This is a genomic window from Mycobacterium sp. JS623 (genome assembly GCF_000328565.1).
GTDB lineage: Bacteria > Actinomycetota > Actinomycetes > Mycobacteriales > Mycobacteriaceae > Mycobacterium.
Window position 1 is genome coordinate 25,855 of the sequence record NC_019966.1, and the last position, 18,520, is coordinate 44,374.

Genomic DNA, 18,520 nt, shown 5'->3' on the forward strand with positions numbered 1-18,520 from the left:
ACCTCGACTCCCGCTCGTCTTCGGGTCGTCATGACACTTCCCGGCAGTTCGTTCCCGGTTCGGGCGGCGGGGGAGGCAGCGCGGTGACTGTGGGCTGCGGCGTCGGGGACGGCGGGGGAGGGGGCGCGGCGGGCGGCGGCGCACCGGGGGAAGCCGGCACGGGAGCGGGAGCCGGCGCGGTCACCGTCGTGGGGATCTCCGGGGCGGGAGATTCACCGCTGACTTCCGGAATGCCCGGATTCACAGGTGTTTCCGGCAGATGTGGGGTTGGCGCCGTGGTGGTCGGCGTCGGCGTCGGGGTAACACACGTCGGCAGCACCGAACTGCGGGCAAGCTCCTCGATCTGGGCGATGGCGTCGTCCAGCGAGCCCGATGGCAGACCCGCGACCACCTGTGCCCGCTCCGAGGGCCGCATGTCGTTGACGCCGAGCATGCGGCAGTTCAAATTGTCCTGTGAACTGCCGGCGCTGATGAGGGACAACTCATTTCGCGCGTTCAGACAGCCCAACAAGTAGGGCTCCTGAAGTGCTAAACCCAGAAAGGAGCCCTGAACACCCCGCATGATCGACACCGTGCCGTCGTGCTCGGTGACGTAATAATTGCTGCGAACGATCTCGCGGCCGACCGCGAGGCCCGCGAGCACCACCAACACCAGCAGGACGGCTGCGATCAGCATGCGCCGCCGTGACCGTGGCTTGCGCTCCGGCTCTTCCGGTTGCGGCAGAACGCGTTTGGCCTCGTTGCGCCGCGGGTTGAACGCCGACGCGCGACCGGCCGCGGTGTTGGGCGGGGCGCTCTGATCGTCATCACCCGACACCGCACCGGCGAGAATGGGCTGGGTCTGGCCGTAGTCGTAGTCGACGACGTCGGCCACCACCACGGTGACGTTGTCGGGGCCGCCGCCGCGCAGCGCCAATTCGATTAGTCTGTCGGCACTTTCGGCGACATCGGAGATCTGCAGCGCCTCGAGGATGGTCTCGTGGCTGACCGGGTCGGACAAGCCGTCAGAGCACAACAGATAGCGGTCACCTGCGCGCGCCTCGCGCATGATCAGCGTGGGCTCCACCTCGTGGCCGGTCAGCGCGCGCATGATCAGCGAGCGCTGCGGATGGCTGTGCGCCTCCTCGGCAGTGATTCGGCCTTCGTCGACCAGAGTTTGTACGAACGTGTCGTCCTTGGTGATCTGGACGAGCTCGCCGTCGCGCAGCAGATAGCCGCGTGAGTCGCCGATGTGCACGAGCCCAAGCCTGTTGCCTGCGAACAGGATTGCGGTCAGCGTCGTGCCCATGCCCTCGAGTTCGGGGTCGGCCTCGACATGCGCGGCGATCGCGGAGTTGCCCTCGCGTACCGCCGAGTCGAGCTTGGAGAGCAGATCACCGCCGGGCTCGTCGTCGTCGAGGTGGGCCAGGGCGGCGATCACCAGTTGCGAAGCCACCTCGCCCGCGGCGTGCCCACCCATCCCGTCGGCAAGCGCCAGCAGTCGCGCACCGGCGTACACCGAGTCCTCGTTGTTGGCGCGGACCAAACCACGGTCGCTGCGAGCCGCATATCGAAGCACCAGTGTCACGGGCGCAGCTCGATTACCGTCTTGCCGATTCGAACCGGCGTGCCCATCGGAACCCGTACCGCCGTCGTCACCTTCGCCCTGTCAAGGTATGTGCCGTTGGTCGATCCTAGGTCCTCGACATACCATTCCGAACCTCGTGGGGAGAGCCTGGCGTGCCGCGTCGAGGCGTAGTCGTCGGTGAGCACCAGAGTGGAGTCGTCGGCACGGCCGATGAGCACGGGCTGGCTGCCCAATGTGATGCGCGTGCCTGTCAGCGCGCCCTCGGTGACCACCAGCTGGCGCACCACGCTTCGGCGGCCACGATTGGGCAGCAGCGAGCCGCGCAACGCCAGGCCTCGTCGCACCATGACCGCCCCGGTCGGTGCGTAGATGTCGGTCCGCAGGATGCGGAGCACCGACCAGATGAACAGCCACAGCAGCAGAAGGAAACCGACGCGCGTCAGCTGCAGTACTAACCCCTGCATCTGACGTCCTCTCCGTCCCCGTCCCGTTCTCGTACCGCGCCAACTTCGGCAACGTCACGATACTTGGACAGCGATCGACGCGACGGTGAAGCGTTCAGCTTCGCCCGGCTTCGACCGCCCGAAGCCCTCAGTGAACGCGGACGATGATCTCGGAATGGCCCAGCCGGATCACGTCGCCGTCGGCCAACTGCCACTCCTGCACCGGCGCGTTGTTCACCGTCGTGCCGTTGGTGGAGTTGAGGTCCGACAGCAGCGCCACCTGGCCGTCCCACCGGATCTCCAGATGCCTGCGGGACACACCCGTGTCGGGCAGCCGGAACTGCGCGTCCTGGCCGCGGCCGATCACGTTGGCGCCCTCTCGCAACTGGTAGGTCCGGCCGCTGCCGTCGTCGAGCTGCAGCGTCACCGAGGCTCCGCCGGCCGGGTAGTCGGGCTGGCCGTAGCCGCCGCCGTAACCGGCGGTCGGGGCCGCCTGCTGGCCGTAGTCGTAGCCGCCCGGCGGCTCGCCATAACCGGGTTCGGCGTATCCGGCGCCGCCCGGGGGCTCGTAGCGGCCATAATCGGCCTGGGGTCCGTAGCCCTGATCCTGGCGGCCGTATGACTGGCCGCCATATCCACCCTGGTCGGGATAGCCGCCCTGCTCGGGGTAGCCGCCCTGGTCCGGATACGGGGGCCGCGGCTCCTGGCGGCCGTAGCCACCGTCGTCGGGACGCCCGTGGGTGGGCTGACGGCCGTAGTCGTAGTCACCTGCGGGGGCGCCGTATCCGGGCTGGCCGCCCTGCGGGGGGCCGTAGCCGCCCGGGGCCTGTCGGTAGCCCTGATCCGGGTAGCCGCCACCCTGCTGTGGGTATCCGCCAGCGGGCGGGCGCTGCTCGTAGGACTGCGGCGGGTAGCCACCCTGGTCCGGGTAACCGCCCTGATCGGGGTAGCCACCTTGCTCGGGGTAGCCACCTTGGTCGGGGTAGCCGCCCTGACGCGGCGGGTAGCCGGGCTGCTCGCCCGGCGGCGGATAGCCACCCTGCTCTGGGGGTGGGTATGGGCCGCGTTCGTCCTGGCGGCCGTAGCGCTCGTCGTAGTATTCGTCGGCCGGCCGCCCCTGTCCCTGGCCGCGGTAGCTCGGGTTGTCGCTCATCGGTGGTACTCCTGGTTCTGCGTTGGACGCACGGTCTGGTGGTGGGGCGGGGTCGCCTGTGGTCGTATCGGGGTTGACCGCTCCACGCGCGCGAAACTGTCCGGTGTGCAGGTTCGGTGACGCCTCGAATCTGACGACCACATCACCATACGTTTGCCACCCCTGCTCATGGATGTATCCCTCCAAGTGCTTGGCGAAAGTCGTTGATGTGAGGTCCGGGTCGGCGCTCACCTTCTGATAGTCAGGCACACTGAGGGTAATGACGTAGTCGTTTGGGGCCAAAATACGGCCACCGGCTACCTCATGCGCGCCGGAATCGGCTTCCCGGCGGAGCATCGCCTCGACTTCTTGCGGCACAATCGATCCGCCGAACACCCGCGCGAAGGCGTCGCCGACGGTCGACTCGAGTTTGCGTTCGATGCGGTCGACCAGACCCATATCACCGCCCGCCTCACTCGTCGTTGTCCGTTCGTCCTGCTCATGCCCCCACGCGCCAGCGTGTCGCCTGGCCGCTTGGCTTACTTGCATGGTATCGGCCCAGCACAGCGCTGCGGGACCAACGGAATTCTGAGAATCGAATCGCCGCAGGTCAGCCCACCCGATCTTGACCCGTTCACAACGAACTGACAGGGCCTGCGTTCGGATCGGTACGGTTGGGGAGCGGGGAAGCTTGCGTGATAGGCTCCCCCGGTTGTTGGGGCGAGTGGCGGAATGGCAGACGCGCTGGCTTCAGGTGCCAGTGTCCTTCGGGACGTGGGGGTTCAAGTCCCCCTTCGCCCACACATGACTGAGACGAGAGATGTGAATGCTCGCATTCACATCCGAGGCGGGTCACCCATTACAGGTGACTCGCCTCGGTTTTTTGAATCCCCGTGAATGCCTCTCGACACCGTGCGGCCGGCCGTTGTATTTGGAGTCGCGCACGGTAGCTTTTTGCGAATGCGCCTCGCGTATATCGCAATTGTGTCGGTTGCGCTGCTGTCGGCGGCGTGCTCCTCGACGGTCGAAGGTTCGGCGGTGAAGCCGTCGGGAGTGGCGGCCGGTCCGACCGTCGACGTCAGCAAGCTTGACGTCGGGCCGTACCCGACGCAGCCGAGCCAGCCGCTGGGCGTGGCGGGCGACCCGGACCGCGGTTCGTTCGTCGAGTCGCAGCGGATGGCCAACAACGTCATCGGCCCGTGGGAGGTCGACCCGGCCGTGACGGGCTGGTTCGGCTTCGGAGCCACCGTGCTGCCGAACGTCGGCGCGTTGGCGCAGATCGGCCCCGGGACGTTCGCGGCAGCGGCCAGCCAGCACGGCTTCATCAACGGCTTCGCGTCGGCGCGCACCGCCGACGGGCAGAAGATCCTGTTGAACGCGGTGCTGCGGTTCGCCGATGCCGGTGCTGCGGGTGCTGCCGCTACGGAGTTCGCCGACATCGCGGCCAGGACCGGTGACGGCGTGCAGCCCGCCCAGATCCCGGGTCACCCCGATACGAAGGCGGCGAGCTACACCCAGACCGAGGGTTCGACCGGCAAGAGGTGGAGCGCCGTGCGCGCGTTCACTGCCCACGGCCAGTACGTGTTCATGCAACTGGCGCAGGCCGTCGACGGGATGGACCCGGCGATCGGTCTGGTTGCCAAGACCGTCGATCTGCAAGGACCCGCGATCGACAAGTTCCGCGCGACCGATCCGTCCGAGTTTGCCGACATCTCGCTCGATCCGACCGGGCTGCTGGCGCGCACCCTTCCGGTTCCGGACAAGGAAGCGACGCCAATCCAGAACGCCACTTATGAACAACGCGGCGCGCTGCAATATCAAAGCGATCCGACCCGGTCGGCGAAGCTGTTCGCCGACACCGGGATGGATCTGGCGGCGATGGCGAAGACGAACGTCTATCAGACCAAGGACGCTGCCAGCGCGCCGAAGATCGTGGAGGGGTTCTACGCCGAGTTGCAGTCGACCTCGCAGCAGGCCAAGCCGGTCAACAACCTGCCCGGCAGCCGCTGCCTGCAGCTGAAGGACAAGACCTTCTATTGCCTTGGCGCAGCAGACAAGTACGCCATCGAGACCACGGCGGACAATCTGCTGGACGCCCAGCAGCAGGTGGCGGCGCAGTACGCGATGCTGTTGAGCGGCTAGTCGCCGGCCAGCACGCCGCGCAGCAGCAGCTCGCTGAGCTCCTTGGCCGCGGTGTCGACATCCTGGATGCGGCGCACGCACACCGCGTACCAGGCGCCGCCGGCGATGGCGTCCATCAGCGTGTCCGCGCTGATACCGGGGCGCGCAGTCCCGTCGTGGACGGCCTCGCCCAGCCTGTTCGCCAGCTGACTACGGGCCGTGGCCTCCAGCCGATCGCTGAGCAGCCGCCGCATCTGACGGTCCGACCGTAAATCGTTGAGCAGACCGGGAATTGACTCACGCACCGCGGCGTCGCCGTACATCTTCAGCGCCCCGCGACACAGTCGGCTGATCTCTGCGACGAAGTCGTCCTCCGCTGGTTCGGGCCCGAGGTCGGGGAACAGCGCCTCGTGCACAAGCTGCGCCTTGGAGTTCCAGCGTCGGTAGACGGCGGGCCTGCTGACACCGGCCGTAGTTGCGATCAGGTCGATGGTGGTGGCGGCATAACCACGCTTGACGAGCAGTTGCCGGGCCGCGGCCATCACCGCCGTGTCGATCGACGGGTCACGACGGGAACCCTGCCGACGATGTCGTCGCTCGGCTTCCACGATTCGCCTCCCGCCGGCTCTGATTTGTCGTTACAGTCTGTCACAACAACATGGTGCCGAACGTGGGTTACCCGCACGCTTTCCGGCACGAACGCGTGCGGGTAACCCACGTTCGCGGTAAATGCGACTGGAGGCCGCTATGACCGAACCGTTGGCTGGCGTCGGTGAGGACGGCCGGCACCTCTACACCTGTCCGCTGTGTGAAGCCATGTGCGGCTTGGAGATTCACGTCGCCGACGGCCGAGTCGCGAGCATTCGCGGCAACAAGCATGACACCTGGAGCCGCGGGCACATCTGCCCCAAGGGGGCGACGCTCGGGGCGGTGCACGAGGACCCTGATCGCATTCGGCGCCCGATGATCAAGGTCGACGGTCAGTGGCAGGAGGTCAGCTGGGACGCGGCCTTCCGTCGCTGCACCGAACTGCTGGCCCCGGTGATCGAGAAACACGGCATCAGCGCGGTCACGTGCTACACCGGCAACCCGCTGGCACACTCATTCTCGCTGGGCCGCTACACCGGTGTGCTGCTTGGCATGTCGGGCATCCCGCTCAGCTACTCCCCGGGCACCGTCGACCAGTGGCCGAAGAACCTCTCGTCGCATCTGATGTACGGCGGCTGGTGGAGTTTCCCGGTACCCGACATCGAGCGCACTGACCTGTTGGTCGTGATGGGCGCCAACCCCGCCGCATCGCAGGGGTCGCTGCTGGCCGCGCCCGACGTGATGGGCATCATCGACGGAATTCGCAAGCGCGGCAAGGTGATTGTCGTCGACCCGGTGCGCACCGCCACCGCCGCCCGCGCCGACGAATGGCTGCCGATTGCGCCCGGTACCGACGCCGCACTGCTGCTCGCCGTCGTGCATACGCTGTTCGACGAGAATCTGGTCAGGCTCGGCGCGGTCGAACCGCACGTCGACGGCGTGGACCGAATGCGCGAGGTGGCCGCCGAGTGGCCACCCGAACGCGTCGCCGCCGTCACCAGCATCGCGGCTGACCGCATCCGCACGCTGGCCCGTGAGCTGGCGAACACCGAGCGCGCCGTGGTCTACGGCCGAATTGGGTTGTGCAATCAGGAGTTTGGTAGCCTGGCGAGCTGGCTGGTCGACGTGGTCAACATCCTGACCGGGCACTTCGACACGCCGGGCGGCTCGATGTTCCCGCGCGCCGCGGCGTGGTCGGTGACTGTGCAGCCGATTCCCGGTCTCGAGGATGGCGCGCCCGAGTTCGGGCGGTACCGGACGCGGGTGCGCGGCGCGAAGGAAGTACTGGGCCAGGTGCCGGTGTCGTGTCTTGCCGAGGAAATCGCGACGCCGGGGGAGGGGCAGATCAAGGCGCTGATCACGGTGGCGGGCAATCCGGTGTTGTCGACGCCGGCTGGTCACAAGCTCGACGAGGCGCTGCCGATGCTGGACGCGATGATCGCCGTGGATCTGTGGCTCAACGAGACCACGCGACATGCCGATGTGATCCTGCCCGCGCCTTCGCCGCTGGAGCAGCCGCATCACGACGACCTGATCCTCAACTTCGCGATCAACAGCATCGCGAACTACTCACCGCCGGTGTTCGCGCCGGAAGACCCCGATCGGCCGGAGGAGTGGGAGATCCTGATCCGGCTGACGGGGTTGTGCACCGGCACGCCCGCCGAGGAGGTCGACGTGACGGCCGTCGACGACGGGTTCTTCGACTACATGGCTTTCACGCAAGGCCTCGACGGCGCGCAGATACGTCAGCACTACCAGCGCGGCGGGCCCGAGCGCATCCTCGACCTCACGCTGCGCACCGGCCCGTTCGGCGACCGCTACGGCGAGAACCCCGACGGCGTCACGCTGGACAAGCTGAAGGCACAGCCCAACGGCATCAACTTCGGCCCGATGGTGCCGCAGGTGCCTGACGTGCTGGGTACCTCGGACGGCAAGATCCGGCTTGCGCCGCAGTACCTGCTCGACGACCTGCCCCGGCTGGCCGACCGCCTCGACCGCGCGCCCGACGACCTCGTCCTGGTCAGCAGGCGCCATCTGCGGTCGAACAACTCGTGGCTGCACAACGTCGGGCCGCTGATGAAGGGCAAGGACCGCTGCACCCTCCTCATGCATGACGATGACGCGACGAAGCGCGGCGTTGCGACGGGCGACCTGGTCGCGGTGACGTCGTCGGGCGGGCAGATCGAGGTGCCCGTCGAGGTTACCGACGCGATCATGCCGGGTGTGGTGTCGATGCCGCACGGCTGGGGACACGGCGAGCCCGGCACCAGGATGGCGATCGCGAACGAGTCACCCGGGGTGAACACCAACATCCTGTCGCCGCCGACGTTCATCGATGAGCCGTCGGGCAACGGAGCGCTCAACGGCATCCCGGTGACGGTTACCGCCGCGCGGGCCTGATAGGCATTAGGCGTGGGCAACAACGAGCGGGCGAAGATTGTCATGACCGACGAGGAGATCGCCCAATTCATAGAGCGCAGCCGGACCGCGACGATGGCCACAGTGCTGCCCGACGGCAGACCGCACTTGGTCGCGATGTGGTACGCCGTCGTCGATGGCGAGATCTGGTTCGAAACCAAGGCCAAGTCGCAGAAGGCGGTCAACCTGCGTCGCGATCCGACGATCACGGTGATGATCGAAGACGGGCAGAGCTACGACACACTGCGCGGCGTATCGATCGACGGCAAAGCCGAGATCGTTGATGACGCGGAAACCATTCTGCGCGTTGGCATTAGCGTGTGGGAGCGCTACACCGGACCGTATACCGACGAGATGCGTCCGTTCATCGATCAAATGATGAACAATCGTATCTGCGTTCGGGTGGTGCCCAGCCGGTTGCGCAGTTGGGATCACCGCAAGCTCGGCATGCCTGCGATGCCCATTGGCGGCAGCACGGCCGAGTATCTCTGATGCCGCAGGAGCGACCGAAGCAGCTGGACTCGCCGCTGCTGCCGAAGATCTTCAAGTACGCGGGCAAGGCGCACGTCTGGGTTTATCGCCGGACGGGCGGAAAGATCGGCGGGAAGTGGCGCATCGGCGCGGGTTTCCGGAAGCCGGTGCCGACGCTGCTGCTCGAGCACCGCGGTCGAAAGTCGGGCAAGGTGTTCGTCACGCCGCTGCTGTACATGTTCGACGGGGCCGACGTCGTGATCGTCGCGTCGCAGGGCGGACGGCCAGAGGACCCGCAGTGGTATCGGAATTTGGTGGCCAACCCCGACACGTACGTCGAGATCGGCGCCGACCGCCGCGCGGTGCACGCCGAGACTGCAGGCCCCGACGAGCGGGCGCGGTTGTGGCCCAAGCTGGTTGAGCTGTACGCGGATTTCGACAACTACCAAAGTTGGACCGACCGCGAGATTCCCGTGGTGGTGCTGAAACCGCGTTAGGGGTGCGGCGGGTTGAAGCCGGGGTTCGACAACGCGTTGGCGACGCCGGTGCCGATCGGGCCGCGCTGATCGACGATGGTGGCCGTGCCGGTCGCGACGCCGTCGTGGCTGTAGTGGGTCAACGCGGCGAGACCGAGGTACGGCCCTTCGGGCAGCCGGGACAGCGTCAGCGTGTAGTCGGCGTTGATGAACTGCAAACCCTCTGCGCCGAAGTGGGTTAGCGAGCTGACCATGTCCCCGGCCATCGCCGCTCTGGTGAACGGCGTGAGCTCTTCGCCGTCGACCAACGGCCTGATATCGCGAACCCAGATGTACTTCGGTCCCGCGTGTTGCCACGCATCGAGCCCAAAGCTGGGGCCAGGCGGGTGTTCGTTGCGGCCGTAGGTCCACACCAGCATCGCCAAGCCCCGCGGAATCGGGTCGGGGGTGGGCGGAATCGGCGGCATGGTCACCGGCGACGACCAGATCTGGTCGGTCGGTTGCTCGCCGCGACGCAGAAACAGTCCGCTGGCCCGGGCAACGACCGTGTCGCCCTGCGTCATCACCGCGTCCACCAACTTCAACCGGCGACCCTGCCGAGTGATCGTGGTGGCGACACGCACCGGGGCCAGCGCGGCGGGCCGGAACAGGTCGACGGTCAGGCGGGTGGGCTGAAAGTCGGGATCGCCTGCATCGCGATCGAGGACATGGCCGAGGATGCCGCCGACGTAGTTGCCGCTGATCGTGTCGCCCCACGGCCCCCGGGCGATGGACCGCGGCACGAAGGTATCGCCGTCGGCAACGAAGAACGCCGATGGCCCGCTGCGGGTGGGCGCAGCATCGGTCGCGCGGTCCTGGGTGGTCATCGCGACCGACGATATCGGGCAGGCCGCTGCGACGTGGCGAGCCCGTCGCCACAATGAGTGACGACGGGCCCGCGACCGTGCTGCGTTGTGGGGTTATCCGCCCCCGTTACCCCCACCGGGCTAGCACGTCGATGTTGTCGTGATCTGAGCTTCGCGCACTTTCCGCGGATAGGAGCGAGTAGTCGGCTACGCGAATTTGTCGGGCGCAAGGACAGCTACGCAATTACCGGTTCGCGAGCCAGCGTTTGATGTCGGAATCGACCGGGTCGACCACGTCGTCGAGCTCTTGATGTTTCTTCACGTAACCGGCCACCATCGGACACACGGCGACGATGCGCAGCCCGGCGTCGCGGGTGGCCTGCAGCGCCTCGGCGACGAGGATGGTCGCCAGTCCGCGACCCCCGAATTCGTCGAGCACCTCCGTGTGCGGGAAGACCCGTTGGCCGTCGCGATCGACGTACTCGGTGAAGCCGACCCGTCGTCCGTCGACGGAGATGCTGAAGCGGTCGGATTCCTGGGTGACGGTCGTCGGTGCGCCGGTCTTGTCGGTGGCCATGTGTTCTCTATACCCCGGGATTGGGACGCGGTCGCAACGTCGCATTTGGCAGCGGCGGCGCGGGCAGGCGGGCCACGGCTCCCTCGTAGCCGCTTACCGCGCCGAAGCGGTCGGCCTGGTCTTCCCACTGCTGCCGATAGCCCGCGATGTCTTCATGGCTGCGCCCGACGAAGTTCCACCACATCACCAGCCGCTCGGGAAACGGCGGACCGCCGAGTAGCACCACCCGAGCGGGGGCGTCGCCGCGGTTGGTGATCGTCAGGCAGTCGCTGCCCGCGGCCTGGAATGCCAGATCGGCGACGTCAAGCGCCGCACGCCCGACCTCGACGCGGCCCTGATCGAGCAGCACGCCGTGCTCGAAACCGGGATCGACGTCCAGAGTGAGGTCGGCACCCGGATCGAGATCGAGCTGCGCACCGAGCAGCGGGGTGAAGGTGTGCACGGGGGAGCGGTCGCCTTCGAGCGCACCGAGAAACACCCGTAGCGTGGCACCGCCGATCGCCCGCGGTTGCGGCACGTAGTGGGCGAATTCACGGCCGGTGTTGCGGTCCGAGTCGGGCAGCGCCACCCACAGCTGCACGCCGTGCAGCACCGTCGTGGCGGAGGTCGAGACCTCGGAGTGGCAGATCCCCGCGCCCGCCGTCATGAGATTCAGCTCGCCGGGACGGACCATCGCGTGCACGCCCGCACTGTCGCGGTGTTCCACCTCGCCGCTGAACAGCCAACTGACGGTTTGCAATCCGGTGTGCGGATGCGGCGGCACGTCCATCCCGGTGCTGCCCCGGACGTCGTGCGGACCGTAGTGGTCGGCAAAGCACCACGCCCCGATCAGCGAGCGCTCGCGCTGCGGCAGCGTGCGCCGCACCTTGATGGCCCGCGGTCCGCCGAGCGGCACCTCACGCGGATGCAGTACGCCGGCGAACGGCGAAGCGACACAGGCGACTTCAGCCGGAGCGGTGTCGGTATTGCTCACGGACTCACGGTAGCCCCCCGGTCCGGTGTGCTGGTCATCGCCGAGCGGATCACGTCAAGGTCGCGATCGCTGATCTTGAACACCCCGGACCGGAACTTGTAGCCCCAGCGGGCGGGGTCTTCGATGAATTCCAGTTCCGCGATCAGTGGGCGGATCGGTGTTTCCGCGCAGTCGAGGAAGTCGACGTTGCGCCGCCAGGGCTGGAAGTCTGGCGATATCGCAGCCTGGTACGGCTCGTCGTCGACCACCTGCCCGATCGCGGTGAATGCCTGCAACGGCTCACCCTCCGGATAGTCGGTCTTCGGTGAATAAAAGACGATCCAGTCCCCCCGGGCCATCTTCTTCAACATGTGCGGCTTGCCGTGGTTGGCCTGAGTGAAGCGGCCACGCACCCCGCGTTCGACGTGGGCACGGCTGACGGTGTTGATCCAGTCGCTCATGCCGTTGCCGGCCTTGTCGACGAAGTCCCCGCCGGGTTCGGCCGGCACGCGGGGTGAACCGTTCACGCCGGTGTCGATGACGGCGACAGTTACGCCGGCGCCGGTTGCGAACTTCTGCGCGTCGGCCAGCCGTAGGTAGTCGTTCGGCCACGGCTTGTCCGCGAAGTTCGAGTTGGGGAACACCGTCGGAGCCGAACACACGCGGCGCTGCTCCGTCGGCTGGTCCGGACCCATTTCGTCCGGTGGCACCACGGCCGGGTCGATGGTCGGGGGCTCGATCGCTACGGCAGGGGGAGCGCTCAACACCGCCAGAATCAGTGCTGCCAGCAACACGCCTATGCGGCGCACGGGCGGTCACCCCTTTCGACGCTCCGCCCGACAGCAGTGTGCTGACGAGTCCACAGCAAACGATGTGCCGGGGCGACGGTAGGGCAAATTCTCACGTCAACGCCGTCGGCTCCATGCATCGAAGCAATCTTAAGGGGCCGCCGGAGGGGTGTTGTTCGCTAACTCGGCAAAGCCGGTAGTTGCAGCGGTGGCGTATGCGCTAGGCGTCGAGGTCTTGCTGAACGAGCTCAGCGACGGTCTTGAGCGCCGCCTCGTCGTCGGAGGCGACGGTCACCTCTGCGCCGTTGCCTGCGCCCAGCGTCATGATCATCAGCGCTGAGCCTGCGTCGACCGGCTCACCACCGTCCATCGACAGCGTGACGGGGACGCCGGCATTGATGACGGCTTCGGCGATGATGGCGGCGGGGCGGGCGTGCAGGCCGATGGCCGAGCCGACGATCACGGTCTTGGTGGGCATGCGGTGCTCCTTCTCTGTTCGTCGAAATCGACGTAATGGTGTGAACTACTCGATCTATTGCGCCGAAACGTCCGTTTGGGCGCACGGGTGATTAGGCGGTGGCCAGGGCCGGGGTGTCTTCGGCCTTGACGCTGGGCTTGATGAACTCCTTGGCGGCGATGACGGTCAAGGCACCTGCGACGGTCCCGACTGCCAGGGCGACCAGGAACCACAGCAGATGGCCGATGGCGAAGAACACGAAGATGCCGCCGTGCGGAGCCTTCAGCGTGACATCGAACGCCATGATCAGCGCACCGGTGACGGCTCCACCGAACATCATCGACGGGATCACACGCAGCGGGTCGGCCGCCGCGAACGGGATGGCGCCCTCGGAGATGAACGAGGCGCCGAGAAGCCAAGCGGCCCTGCCATTTTCGCGCTCGGGCTCGGTGAACAAGCCCGGTCGGATGGTCGAGGCCAGCGCCATCGCCAACGGCGGCACCATGCCTGCGGCCATCACAGCGGCCATGATCCGAAGCGACGCGGGATCGGACACGTTGAGGCCGGCGGTGGCGAAGGCGTAAGCCGCCTTGTTCACCGGGCCACCGAGGTCGAAGCACATCATCAGGCCGAGCACGATGCCGAGAATGATCACCGATGTGCCGGTCATGCCGCCCAGCCAGTGGGTGAGGCCGGACGTGACGGCAGCCAGCGGACGACCGAGCAGCATGAACATCAGAAGGCCGACGACCAGCGAGGCGAACAGCGGGATGATCACGACGGGCATCAAGCCTCTGAGCCACCGCGGTGTGTCGATGCGGCTGATCCACAGCGCGGTGAACCCCGCGATCAGACCACCGACGATGCCGCCGATGAAGCCGCCGCCCACGAAGACCGCGACCGCGCCTGCGGTGAATCCCGGTGCGATCCCGGGCCGGTCGGCGATTGCGAACGAGATGTAACCGGCAAGTGCAGGCACCAAGAACATGAACGCCAGCCCGCCGAGGGTGAACAGCACGGCCCCGAGGTATTGCATGAGGCCGCCCGAGGGCAGGTTGGTGAGTGTGTTCGTCGTGGCGATGTGGCTGCCGAGCGAGTTCAGTCCGAAGGCCAGCGGCTTCGCTCCGTCAGGCGAGTTGCCGATGTCGTATCCGGCGAATAAGAACCCGAGCGCGATCAGCAGGCCGCCCGCGGCGACGAACGGGATCATGTAGCTCACGCCGGTCAGCAGGATCTGGCGTAGCCGGGTTCCCCAGCCGACGCCGCCGGCAGGTGCCGCCGAGGCGGCGGGTGCGCCGGCGCCACCCTGCACTCGTGCAGCGCTCGGATTGTCCGCAGCGGCAAGGGCTTCGGCCACCATCTTGGCGGGCTCGTTGATGGCGCGCTTGACGCCGGAGGCGACCACCGGCTTGCCCGCGAACCGCTGCTTGTCCTTGACGCCGACGTCGGTGGCGAAGATGACCGCGTCGGCGGCGGCGATCGTCTCCGCCGACAGCGGCGTGCTGCCCGACGAACCCTGCGTCTCGACGTGCAGCGTCGCGCCAGCCTCCTTGGCTGCGGCCACCAACGAATCGGCGGCCATGTAGGTGTGCGCGATGCCGGTCGGGCATGCGGTGACGGCAACCAAAGTCTTCGGGGCCGCCTTCTCGGGTTCGGCTGCGGGCTTGGGCTTTTCGGTCGTCGCGTTGACGACGCCGTCGACCAGTTCGACGACCTCACCCGGCGTCGTCGCGTTGCGCAGCGACTCGACGAAGTCCTTGCGCACCAGGGCGCGGGCGAGGCTGGACAGCAGCTTCATGTGCTCGACGCCGCCTGATTCTGGCGCGGCGATCAGGAACGCGAGGTCGGCGGGACCGTCCGGCGCGCCGAAGTCGACGGCAGGGTTCAGCCGCGCGAAGCCGATCGAGGCCGTGTCGACATACGGCGAACGACAGTGCGGGATCGCGATGCCGCCGGGCAGCCCGGTGGCTGACTGCTCCTCACGCGCCAACGCGGCGGCGATCAGCCCGTCGGTGTCGTGCGTCCGGCCCGCATCGGCGAGCCGGTTGACCAGCCGGCCGATGACCGTCTGCTTGTCTCCGCCCGCGTCGACATCGAGAAGGACCAGATCTGTGTTTATGACCGGCAAAGTGCTTGTCATGGCGATACTTTCGTGTTGGGAGCGATGGGTGTCACTCGGACGGCGTTGAGGTCGATCTGCGCGGGCCTTGGCAGCGCGGATCCGGGAAGTGCGGCGGCAGCGCCGCCATATGCGACCGCCATCTGCAGTCGCGCGGGCGGCACGGCGCCGCCCACGTCGGCGCGGAGGTAGCCGGCCAGTGACGCGTCACCGGCGCCTACGGTGCTGCGCGCAACGACGGGAGGTGGCGCAGCCATCCAGCTGCCGGTCTCGTCGACCAGCACCGCTCCGGCGGCGCCGAGAGTGGCGAGCACAGCCCGTACCCCGCGGTCGACCAGTTGCCTGGCCGCATTGACGACGGGCTCTGGATCACCGTGGGCCACTGCGGCTTCCAGCGCACGCGGTGAATAGCCGAGCACACCGGCGAGTTCCTCGGCGTTGGGTTTGATCAGGTCGGGTGCGGCGCGGTCGAGTCCCTCGACGAGCGAGGTGAGCGGACCATCCGAGGTGTCAACAGCGACCCGGCATCGGTAGGGCGCGAGCAGCGCGGTCATGTCGGCGTACCAGTGGTCGGGCACGCCGGGTGGCAGCGAACCGGACAGCACGACCCATGACGCGGATTCTGCGGCGGCGATCACCGCCTTGGTGAACGCTTCGAGGGCCGTGGCGTCAAGTGGTGCCCCTGGCTCGTTGAGTTTCGTTGTCGTGCCGTCGTGTTCGGTGATCGCGAGATTGGTGCGCACCGCGCCCGCGGTCGGCACGCAGCTGAACGGCACGGCGCTGTCGGTGAGGGCGGTGATCAGTGGGCCGTTGGTAGGGGCCGGCAGCACGGCGACGGCGTCGAGGCCGGCGAGCGTCAGCGCGCGTGCGACGTTGACGCCCTTACCGCCGGGCTCGGACGTCACCGACGAAACTCGGTGCACCGCACCGCGGGTGAGGGGGCCGGTGAGGGTGACCGTGCGATCGATGCTCGGGTTGGGGGTGACGGTGACGATCACGCGATCACCACTTCGACGCCGCTAGCTTTCAACTCGTCGCGGTCGGCGGCGCTGATCTCGGAGTCGGTGATCAGGGTGTCGACGCTGGCGATCGGGGCGAAGCTAACGAAGTCCTCCCGGCCGACCTTCGACGAATCCGCGGCGACCACAACGTAATTGGCGGCCTTGACCATGGCGCGCTTGACTGCGGCCTCATCGCTGTCCGGCGTAGACAGCCCGTGTCGCACGCTGATCGCGTTGGTGCCGATGAAAGCGATGTCGACCCGCAACGTGTCGAGCACTCGCAGCGTCTGCTCGCCGACCGCCGCCTGGGTCAGACCCCGCACCCGGCCTCCGAGCAGTTGCAGCGAGACCGAGGGCATGGCGGCCAGCCGTGCGGCGATGGGGACCGAGTTGGTCACCACGACCAGGTCCCGGTCGGCCGGCAGCTGTGCCGCGATGCGCGCTGTGGTGGTGCCTGCGTCCAGCAGCACGCTGGCACCACCGAGCGGGAAGAAGTCGGTGGCCGCGGCGGCGATGGCGTCCTTGTGCTCGGCACGGGTCGTCTCGCGCTCACCGACGCCCGGCTCGACGAGGTGCAGTGCGCGGACGGGCACGGCGCCACCGTGCACGCGACGTAGCACGCCCGCCTTGTCCAGCACGGCGAGATCGCGCCGCACCGTCTCGGTGGTGACGTCATAGGCCTGCGCGAGCTCGGTCACCGAAGCGCGGCCCCGCGAGATCACCAGCGAGGCGATCGCTTGCTGACGTTCTTCCGCGTACATGAGGCTCCGTATGTGTGGGATTAAGCCCGTATCAATGTGGATATAGTTGGTTTTACTACTGTTCGTGTTGACTTGTCAAGATATTCTTGTAATCTGCTTCACATGACCGCTTCATCCCCGCCTACCTCACTTCCCTCAGTCGGCACGGTGCTGCGTGGTGTGCCGGTGGTCCCCGGTGTGCAGTACGCGCCGGTGATCCGGCCCGGTCGGCTGCCCGCGGTCGACGTCGCGAGCCACGCCGAGATAGCGGAGAGCGATCGCCCCGCCGAGGCGGCAAGATTCGCAGCGGCGGCCACCGCGGTGGCCAACCGGTTGCGGGATCGCGCGGCACACGCGACCGGCGCTGCGTCGGAGGTGCTCGCCGCCACCGCAGCCTTGGCGCAGGATCGCGCGTGGTTGGGTGCGGCGGAGAAGCGCATCAAGGCCGGCACGCCTGCCGTGAGCGCGGTGGCCGCAGCGGTCGAACAGTTCGTTGACCTCTTCACCCAACTGGGCGGCCTGATGGCCGAACGCGTCACCGATCTGCGCGACATCCGTGACCGCGTCATCGCCGAACTGTCCGGTCTGCCGGAACCGGGCGTTCCGCTGCCCGACCTTCCGTCGATCCTGTGCGCCGAGGACCTCGCTCCCGCCGACACTGCGGGCCTAGACCCGAATCTCGTTGTCGCCCTTGCCACCACGTTGGGCGGGCCAACCAGCCACACCGCGATCATCGCCAGGCAGCTCGGGATCCCGTGCGTCGTCGCCGTCGACGGACTCGATGACGTCGAGGCTGGAACGATGGTTCTCGTCGACGGGACCCTTGGCACCGTGACCGTGGCCCCGGATCAAGCCGCCGCGGGCGAGGCCGTCGCCGCGGCGCAACGCGAAGCCGAACGCGCCGCGCATTGGTCCGGCCCGGGCGCGACCGCCGATGGACACGCCGTGTCCGTACTAGCCAACGTGCAAGACGGGGCCGCCGCTCGCGCTGCGACGCAGACACCCGCCGAGGGCGTCGGCTTGTTCCGCACCGAGCTGTGCTTTCTCAACCGCGACACCGAGCCGACCGTTGACGAGCAGGCCGACATCTACGCCGAAGTGCTAGAGGCGTTTTCGGGTCGCAAGGTGGTGATCCGGACGCTGGACGCCGGGTCGGACAAGCCGCTGAAGTTCGTCGGCCATCCCGAAGAGGCCAACCCCGCGCTCGGGGTGCGCGGCATTCGCATCGCAGAGGGCAACCCGGGGCTGCTGGACCGCCAGTTGCAGGCCATCGCGGCCGCCGCCGAGCGCGCTGGCAACCAGCCGTGGGTGATGGCGCCGATGATCGCGACCGCGCAGGAAGCGGAAAGCTTTGCCGCCAAGGCACGTTCGCACGGCCTAACTGCAGGCGTGATGATCGAGGTGCCCGCCGCCGCGCTACTGGCCGACCGGATCCTCGAACACGTCGACTTCCTGTCGATCGGCACCAACGACCTGGCTCAGTACACGATGGCCGCCGACCGGATGTCGGCCGACCTCGCCACGCTGACCGACCCGTGGCAGCCGGCGGTGCTGGCGTTGGTGGCCATGGCGGTGCGGGCGGGCGCCGCCGCAGGCAAGCCGGTCGGTGTATGCGGAGAAGCCGCAGCCGACCCGTTGTTGGCGTGCGTGCTGACCGGGCTCGGCGTGACGTCGTTGTCGGCCGCGGCCGCCGCGATCCAGGGCGTCGGCGCCAAGCTCGCGCAGGTCACGCTGCAGCAGTGTCGGGATGCGGCCGACGCCGTGCTCGGCACCGCCAGCGCAGCCGACGCGCGCACCGCCGCGCTGGCAGCGCTGGGGAATTAAT

At 67.7% G+C, this 18,520-nt stretch carries 17 protein-coding genes, 1 tRNA gene and 1 pseudogene; 6 read left to right on the plus strand and 13 right to left on the minus strand.

Annotated features, from left to right (window positions below):
- Nucleotides 1-28: 28 nt before the first annotated feature.
- From MYCSM_RS00135 to MYCSM_RS00145, 3 genes are all read right to left on the minus strand, one after another.
- The gene (locus tag MYCSM_RS00135; protein ID WP_015304081.1) at nt 29-1,567 is read right to left on the minus strand and encodes a PP2C family protein-serine/threonine phosphatase; all 1,539 of its coding nucleotides are present in this window, start codon (nt 1,565-1,567) and stop codon (nt 29-31) included.
- Complete coding sequence (locus MYCSM_RS00140; RefSeq protein ID WP_015304082.1) at nt 1,564-2,031, minus strand: FHA domain-containing protein FhaB/FipA; 468 nt, start codon at nt 2,029-2,031, stop codon at nt 1,564-1,566. Before MYCSM_RS00140 ends, MYCSM_RS00135 begins: the two co-directional genes overlap by 4 nt.
- Before the next feature lie 127 nt (nt 2,032-2,158).
- Entirely contained in the window at nt 2,159-3,601 is a 1,443-nt protein-coding gene (locus MYCSM_RS00145; protein WP_015304083.1) for an FhaA domain-containing protein, read from the minus strand.
- Between the two features lie 259 nt (nt 3,602-3,860).
- Here MYCSM_RS00145 and MYCSM_RS00150 point away from each other — a divergent pair.
- Together MYCSM_RS00150 and MYCSM_RS00155 are read left to right on the plus strand one after the other, a co-directional pair.
- Nucleotides 3,861-3,943 (plus strand) — tRNA-Leu (locus tag MYCSM_RS00150).
- A 159-nt stretch (nt 3,944-4,102) separates the two neighbouring features.
- A complete protein-coding gene (locus tag MYCSM_RS00155) occupies nt 4,103-5,284 on the plus strand; it encodes a DUF7373 family lipoprotein (protein ID WP_015304084.1) in 1,182 nt (393 codons plus the stop codon).
- Here MYCSM_RS00155 and MYCSM_RS00160 read toward each other — a convergent pair.
- A complete protein-coding gene (locus MYCSM_RS00160) occupies nt 5,281-5,871 on the minus strand; it encodes a TetR/AcrR family transcriptional regulator (protein ID WP_015304085.1) in 591 nt (196 codons plus the stop codon). The two genes, MYCSM_RS00155 and MYCSM_RS00160, sit on opposite strands and share 4 nt — an antisense overlap.
- A 139-nt stretch (nt 5,872-6,010) precedes the next feature.
- On the opposite strand from MYCSM_RS00160, the gene MYCSM_RS00165 reads away from it, so the two are divergent.
- The 3 genes from MYCSM_RS00165 to MYCSM_RS00175 are packed head-to-tail and all read left to right on the plus strand — an operon-like array spanning nt 6,011 to nt 9,237.
- Nucleotides 6,011-8,251 carry a molybdopterin-dependent oxidoreductase gene (locus MYCSM_RS00165; protein WP_015304086.1) on the plus strand — a complete coding sequence of 747 codons (2,241 nt, stop codon included), beginning with the start codon at nt 6,011-6,013 and terminating at the stop codon, nt 8,249-8,251.
- Between the two features lie 12 nt (nt 8,252-8,263).
- Nucleotides 8,264-8,761: a pyridoxamine 5'-phosphate oxidase family protein gene (locus tag MYCSM_RS00170; protein ID WP_015304087.1), complete on the plus strand. Its 498-nt coding sequence runs from the start codon at nt 8,264-8,266 to the stop codon at nt 8,759-8,761.
- A complete protein-coding gene (locus tag MYCSM_RS00175) occupies nt 8,761-9,237 on the plus strand; it encodes a nitroreductase family deazaflavin-dependent oxidoreductase (RefSeq protein WP_015304088.1) in 477 nt (158 codons plus the stop codon). The genes MYCSM_RS00170 and MYCSM_RS00175 overlap by 1 nt, the downstream gene beginning before the upstream one ends.
- Here MYCSM_RS00175 and MYCSM_RS00180 read toward each other — a convergent pair.
- The 9 genes and pseudogenes from MYCSM_RS00180 to MYCSM_RS00215 all read right to left on the minus strand — a co-directional run bounded on the left by MYCSM_RS00180 (nt 9,234) and on the right by MYCSM_RS00215 (nt 16,716).
- Nucleotides 9,234-10,082: an acyl-CoA thioesterase domain-containing protein gene (locus tag MYCSM_RS00180; RefSeq protein WP_015304089.1), complete on the minus strand. Its 849-nt coding sequence runs from the start codon at nt 10,080-10,082 to the stop codon at nt 9,234-9,236. The two genes, MYCSM_RS00175 and MYCSM_RS00180, sit on opposite strands and share 4 nt — an antisense overlap.
- A gap of 223 nt (nt 10,083-10,305) precedes the next feature.
- Nucleotides 10,306-10,638: a GNAT family N-acetyltransferase gene (locus tag MYCSM_RS00185; RefSeq protein ID WP_015304090.1), complete on the minus strand. Its 333-nt coding sequence runs from the start codon at nt 10,636-10,638 to the stop codon at nt 10,306-10,308.
- A gap of 7 nt (nt 10,639-10,645) precedes the next feature.
- Complete coding sequence (locus tag MYCSM_RS00190) at nt 10,646-11,611, minus strand: pirin family protein (RefSeq protein WP_015304091.1); 966 nt, start codon at nt 11,609-11,611, stop codon at nt 10,646-10,648.
- The gene (locus MYCSM_RS37660; protein WP_041312913.1) at nt 11,608-12,051 is read right to left on the minus strand and encodes an EVE domain-containing protein; all 444 of its coding nucleotides are present in this window, start codon (nt 12,049-12,051) and stop codon (nt 11,608-11,610) included. Before MYCSM_RS37660 ends, MYCSM_RS00190 begins: the two co-directional genes overlap by 4 nt.
- Nucleotides 12,043-12,399, minus strand: a pseudogene (locus MYCSM_RS37665) (type VII secretion-associated serine protease); the annotation flags it as partial. The gene MYCSM_RS37660 and the pseudogene MYCSM_RS37665, both read right to left, overlap by 9 nt.
- A 199-nt stretch (nt 12,400-12,598) precedes the next feature.
- On the minus strand, nt 12,599-12,856 hold the full coding sequence (locus MYCSM_RS00200; protein ID WP_015304093.1) for an HPr family phosphocarrier protein: 258 nt from the start codon (nt 12,854-12,856) through the stop codon (nt 12,599-12,601).
- 91 nt (nt 12,857-12,947) lie between these two features.
- The gene (locus MYCSM_RS00205; RefSeq protein WP_015304094.1) at nt 12,948-14,975 is read right to left on the minus strand and encodes a PTS fructose transporter subunit IIABC; all 2,028 of its coding nucleotides are present in this window, start codon (nt 14,973-14,975) and stop codon (nt 12,948-12,950) included.
- Nucleotides 14,972-15,952: a 1-phosphofructokinase family hexose kinase gene (locus MYCSM_RS00210; protein ID WP_015304095.1), complete on the minus strand. Its 981-nt coding sequence runs from the start codon at nt 15,950-15,952 to the stop codon at nt 14,972-14,974. The genes MYCSM_RS00205 and MYCSM_RS00210 overlap by 4 nt, the downstream gene beginning before the upstream one ends.
- A complete protein-coding gene (locus MYCSM_RS00215) occupies nt 15,949-16,716 on the minus strand; it encodes a DeoR/GlpR family DNA-binding transcription regulator (RefSeq protein ID WP_015304096.1) in 768 nt (255 codons plus the stop codon). The genes MYCSM_RS00210 and MYCSM_RS00215 overlap by 4 nt, the downstream gene beginning before the upstream one ends.
- A gap of 102 nt (nt 16,717-16,818) precedes the next feature.
- On the opposite strand from MYCSM_RS00215, the gene ptsP reads away from it, so the two are divergent.
- Nucleotides 16,819-18,519, plus strand: coding sequence for a phosphoenolpyruvate--protein phosphotransferase (ptsP, locus tag MYCSM_RS00220; protein WP_015304097.1), 1,701 nt, complete (start codon nt 16,819-16,821; stop codon nt 18,517-18,519).
- Nucleotide 18,520 lies beyond the last annotated feature (1 nt).